This is a genomic window from Xenorhabdus griffiniae (genome assembly GCF_015163655.1).
Taxonomy (GTDB): domain Bacteria; phylum Pseudomonadota; class Gammaproteobacteria; order Enterobacterales; family Enterobacteriaceae; genus Xenorhabdus; species Xenorhabdus griffiniae.
The window spans coordinates 1-4,829 of record NZ_JADEUF010000170.1 but is presented as its reverse complement, the minus strand read 5'-3'; the positions used below and the strand labels follow the sequence as shown (position 1 = coordinate 4,829).

Genomic DNA, 4,829 nt, shown 5'->3' with positions numbered 1-4,829 from the left:
GAAAAAGATAAAGCCTATCTAGGCTATGTAAAGTATGAAAAATCAGATACAGCCATACCAATTAATATTGTTAAAGATAATGAAATACCAATAGATACAAGGCGATCTAATTATAATATAGTATGGAATGAAATAATTAAAGGAGAAATTAATGGAACATATACAGTTATTTCACAGGGAGCAAGATTCTCAGGTTTCACATATAAAAATAAAGAAGGTAAAGAAATTGAGTTTAATGAAAATTGGCATGCTTATGATGAAAAAACAGGTGATTGCATCTGGAAATAGGAGCTTGTATCCGAATTTGTGTGATCCTGTTTCTCATTTTTGACCTATTCAGATTGACACTGACGCGCTGCGCTTGCCTTCTCCGATTGATCGTTCTAATACATTAACCCGATCAATCGGAAAGCTAAAAAACACCTGCCAGAAAAAACCTTTTTGATTACCCTTCTATTAAAGAATTAGGAATAAAACTGTTCACCTTTAAGTATTTTTATTTAATTAATTTACTTTAGTAGACCATATTAGATTTCAGTTTTATGCCTCCCATCTGCACAAAACCAGCGTCCTAATTTACTTGGTTTATTGTAATGTACGGTCAGATTAACCGTTACCTGATAACACCCCCAGGAACAAAACTCTCGCTGCACTTCCATTTTCCATCCCCGCTGTATGGCGGTTTCTTCTGCTACTTTCTGCAAATCAATCTGACCTGACAAACGTTCATACTGTTCCAACTGATTATGAGCATATCGTACTGCCTTAAGCTGCCCCCAATATTGTTGGAAATTAGCTGACAGTGCTTGATGGTAACGCATTAAACCCAATAAAGAGATCGCAAATACGGCTGACGCAATCATGACCTCCGGTAAGCTCATCCCCTCTTGTCGTTTGGTTTTCATAAACAAAACTCAGCTTGAGCAACAGGGCAAAAATCCAACCAACCGCTTTCAATAGGAATAAGTGTCTCTTGATTTAACGGTTTCACCTGTTTCATCCATTGATAAAGTTCGAGCTTTTCTCCTGATGCAAATTGAGCAATACCTTTTAATAAAAAAAGATTGTCTGAATAGTGTTTGAGACAACTTTGCAAATGAAATTCAGTGTGTTGAAGACAAACCCAAGCGCCCATTTCTTGCTGATTGATCTGCCATGATTGCGCCTTTCCCCATATCAATGATGATTCAGCGCGCCAAAAAGCCTGCAAATAATTTTGTTCATCCATCATCATAAGCATCGCATTTTCCTGTTGGTAATGAAGCGCTTTCAACATCATCAAACTCAACGCCAAGAGCATCATTATCGATATCAGCAGAATATTTCCCTGTTGTTTATCTGCCATCTATTTTCTTTTCCCAATATCTTTATTTTCGGATATTACGCAGCCGGATTGTAGCTTGGTGACGGTACACAATGGACGGGGATTTCAACCAATGGGCATCAATAGACAAAGTGACAAAAATCACCCCACCTTTTGCTTGTGATTTCTCAAGATGAAAAGCATCAATGGCAATCTCTTTTGGATCAAATAACCTTTCCCAACCACTTTCCTGACAATCGCCTGCCCCTCTCCCCCACTCAAGAGCTCGGTTATTTAAGCGATAACCAAAAAATTCAGATTCAATGTGTCCCGGTTTTTCCCATTGATTATTTAAATTGAGATCAAAAGCAACAATAAAACAGGAGTTGGTCATTTCTGTATTTTTATTGCTAATTATCAATGGATCACCTTTGCATTTTTCTCTATCCCGACAATAACCTGCTCGCCGAATATCTTTCTCCAGCAAATGGGCCGTTCGGTTCACCAAATAATGCAATCTATATTTACGATAGAGATCGAGAATTTGGCCTGATAAAACCGGATACGTTTTTGTCATGGCAATAAAAATTACGCTACTGATGAGCAGTGCGACCATTATTTCCAACAAAGAGAATCCTGCCTGTTTTTGCTTGCAACAAAAGATAGTCAGAATCATGGGGTTTTTATTCCCTCACACTGAGGAAACGAGTGAATTGTATTGCTGCATGTTCTAATTCGCCCACGTCCAGAAACAATGACACTAACTTCACCCGCCGAATTTGCCAGCGTGAAACTGGCTGGCATTGCGGTATTTCTGATCCCGTAAAAATCAATGCGATCAATCGTAGAAAATGACACAAACACATCTTCGTGAGGAGAATGAACGCGTTCCCCATCGCCTTCATCACAAGCAACAATTTTGGTGACAGACGATATTAAACACCAAGGCTGACCTATCACTAACCATAAGGTACGATCCTGATTTAAATAATTTGCTAACGCCTGCTGTCTTTCCATAAAAGACAACACATTATGTACTGCCGATTGCAAACGCTGGCGACTTTGATATTTCCCCCAATGATATAATCCCCAGGATAAGCTAATCGAAATAATGAGTATTGCTATCATAAGTTCTAATAAGGTAAATCCATTGTGATTGTTAATATTTTTATATTCCATTATTTTCTGGTGGCTATATTCAGTTCAATTTTATTCAAGGGGAATATCAACGATTAGGAGCTAAATGAACAGTGTCACAATTTAATTATGCGAAGCGCTTTGAAAGGAAAATATATATTTTATTTTGTTGCATTTTAATTGCGTGATGCTTCACAAAATTAATAAGGTGAACTATTGATTCGGATTAAATGAATTTTCCATCCCCAAATTTGAGGATGGAAAAAGAGGATTAAATGGCAACGGGGGCTTTAATACCGGGATGCGGATCGTAATCCACAATTTCAAAGTCTTCGAATTGATAATCAAACAATGAGTCTGGCTTGCGCTTAATAACTAATTTAGGTAACGCTCGTGGCTCACGGCTTAATTGCAGTTTGGTCTGTTCCAAATGGTTGCTGTAAAGATGGGTATCTCCCCCCGTCCAGACAAAATCACCGACTTCAAGATCACATTGTTGGGCCATCATATGTACCAATAAAGCATAGCTGGCAATGTTGAATGGCAATCCTAAGAACACGTCACAAGAACGCTGGTAAAGCTGGCAGGATAGTTTTCCGTCCGCCACGTAGAACTGGAAAAAAGCATGGCATGGCGCCAACGCCATTTTATCCAATTCCCCAACGTTCCATGCAGAAACGATGATCCGACGTGAATCAGGATCACTTTTCAACTGCTCAATAACCTGAGTTAATTGATCGATTTGACGACCATCCGCAGAGCCCCAGGCACGCCATTGTTTACCATAAACAGGCCCCAAATCGCCATTTTCGTCAGCCCATTCATCCCAAATAGACACACCGTTATCACGCAGGTATTTAATGTTGGTGTCGCCATTCAAGAACCACAGCAACTCATGGATAATAGAACGAATATGGCAACGCTTGGTTGTTACCAACGGAAAACCTTCTTGCAAATTGAAACGCATCTGATGACCAAAGATAGACAGGGTTCCCGTCCCCGTGCGGTCGTCTTTTGCCGTGCCCTCTTCCAGCACTTTTTTCATTAAATCCAGATACTGTTTCATTTTGCCTCTTGTACCTTGTTATTACGAGTTTTATTGCCAGGGCATTTATGCGCCCATATCATCAAAAGTATTCCCGCTAAGATCATGGGGACAGAAAGGATTTGCCCCATACTTATCCCTTCAAACAGCCCAAGCTGTGCGTCAGGCTGGCGGAAAAATTCGACTATTATGCGAAATGCACCGTAACCAATCAGGAATAAACCTGAAACACTCCCCATCGGGCGCGGTTTACGGATAAATAAATTGAGGATGATAAATAATACGATGCCTTCCAGCACCATTTCATAGAGCTGTGATGGATGGCGGGGCAAAACACCGTATTTTTCCAGAATTGGCCATAGCGAAGGGTTGGTGGTAGCCATTGCGATATCTTCACTGCGAGAACCTGGGAATAACATCGCCCACGGTGTATCAAGCGTAACACGCCCCCACAATTCTCCATTGATAAAGTTACCGATGCGCCCCATTCCCAAGCCAAAGGGAACTAATGGCGCAATGAAATCTGCGACTTGCAAGAAGTGACGCTTGGTGCGGCGCGCAAACCACCACATGGCGCAGATAACGCCTATCAATCCACCGTGGAAAGACATTCCGCCATCCCAAACTTTAAACAGATAAAGCGGGTTATCAAGGAACATTGGGAGATTATAAAACAGGACATAACCGAGGCGCCCACCGACGAAAACCCCGACAAACCCTGCATACAGTAGGTTCTCAACTTCGGTTTTGTTCCAGCCACTGTTTGGCTTTGCCGCACGGCGATTTGCCAGCCACATGGCAAAAACAAAGCCAACCAGATACATAAAACCGTACCAGTGGAGGGATACAGGCCCGATTGAAAATATGACTGGGTCAATATTAGGAAATGCCAGATAGCTAGTGCTCATCGTTCCCCACTAAAAATATGTTGTGTGAATGAATGATCTTGTGTGAATAAATTATATGACTTGAACGGGTTAAGACAAATAATCGCAGATGATAACACAGGCAAGTGACTTGCTCCCACCATTAGACCACAAGTGACTGTCGTGGCACTTCTTATGAACCTTGGTAGAGACTACAAACTCGGTTAAGGGTCATGCTCCCAATGATTAGATGTTGTGGTAATCCGAAGAGATGCACGATAAAGTGATAGGAACGTTTATTGAGCGTGAATTCTATCTCAGGTAATAAATCTAACTATTGGGAGCATGACCTGGTTTTTATATGCTTTATACCAATCTAACTTCAAGATGCGTGTGATATCTCCCCGCGAAGCGGGGAGATATCAGGTTTCATATTGTGTTGCAAATTACAACTTGAAGTTGCATGGGTATAAACACT

At 40.9% G+C, this 4,829-nt stretch carries 7 protein-coding genes; 1 reads left to right on the top strand and 6 read right to left on the bottom strand.

What is annotated here, in order from left to right:
• On the top strand, positions 1–288 hold a 288-nt coding region (locus tag IQ211_RS17860), incomplete at its 5' end, for a hypothetical protein (protein WP_193836434.1).
• Between the two features lie 239 nt (positions 289–527).
• On the opposite strand, the gene IQ211_RS17855 is transcribed toward IQ211_RS17860, so the two are convergent.
• The 6 genes from IQ211_RS17855 to lgt form a co-directional block, all read right to left on the bottom strand.
• Positions 528–905, bottom strand: coding sequence for a prepilin-type N-terminal cleavage/methylation domain-containing protein (locus tag IQ211_RS17855; protein ID WP_189760929.1), 378 nt, complete (start codon positions 903–905; stop codon positions 528–530).
• Positions 902–1,240 (bottom strand): YgdB family protein, encoded by a 339-nt coding sequence (locus IQ211_RS17850; protein WP_262985616.1) that lies wholly within the window; start codon positions 1,238–1,240, stop codon positions 902–904. The genes IQ211_RS17855 and IQ211_RS17850 overlap by 4 nt, the downstream gene beginning before the upstream one ends.
• Positions 1,241–1,367: 127 nt before the next feature.
• Positions 1,368–1,979, bottom strand: coding sequence for a prepilin peptidase-dependent protein (locus IQ211_RS17845; protein WP_189760931.1), 612 nt, complete (start codon positions 1,977–1,979; stop codon positions 1,368–1,370).
• Positions 1,976–2,482, bottom strand: coding sequence for a prepilin peptidase-dependent protein (locus tag IQ211_RS17840; RefSeq protein WP_189760932.1), 507 nt, complete (start codon positions 2,480–2,482; stop codon positions 1,976–1,978). The genes IQ211_RS17845 and IQ211_RS17840 overlap by 4 nt, the downstream gene beginning before the upstream one ends.
• Positions 2,483–2,711: 229 nt before the next feature.
• Entirely contained in the window at positions 2,712–3,506 is a 795-nt protein-coding gene (thyA, locus tag IQ211_RS17835; protein ID WP_189760933.1) for a thymidylate synthase, read from the bottom strand.
• Positions 3,503–4,393 carry a prolipoprotein diacylglyceryl transferase gene (gene lgt, locus IQ211_RS17830; protein ID WP_189760934.1) on the bottom strand — a complete coding sequence of 297 codons (891 nt, stop codon included), beginning with the start codon at positions 4,391–4,393 and terminating at the stop codon, positions 3,503–3,505. Before lgt ends, thyA begins: the two co-directional genes overlap by 4 nt.
• Positions 4,394–4,829: the final 436 nt, after the last annotated feature.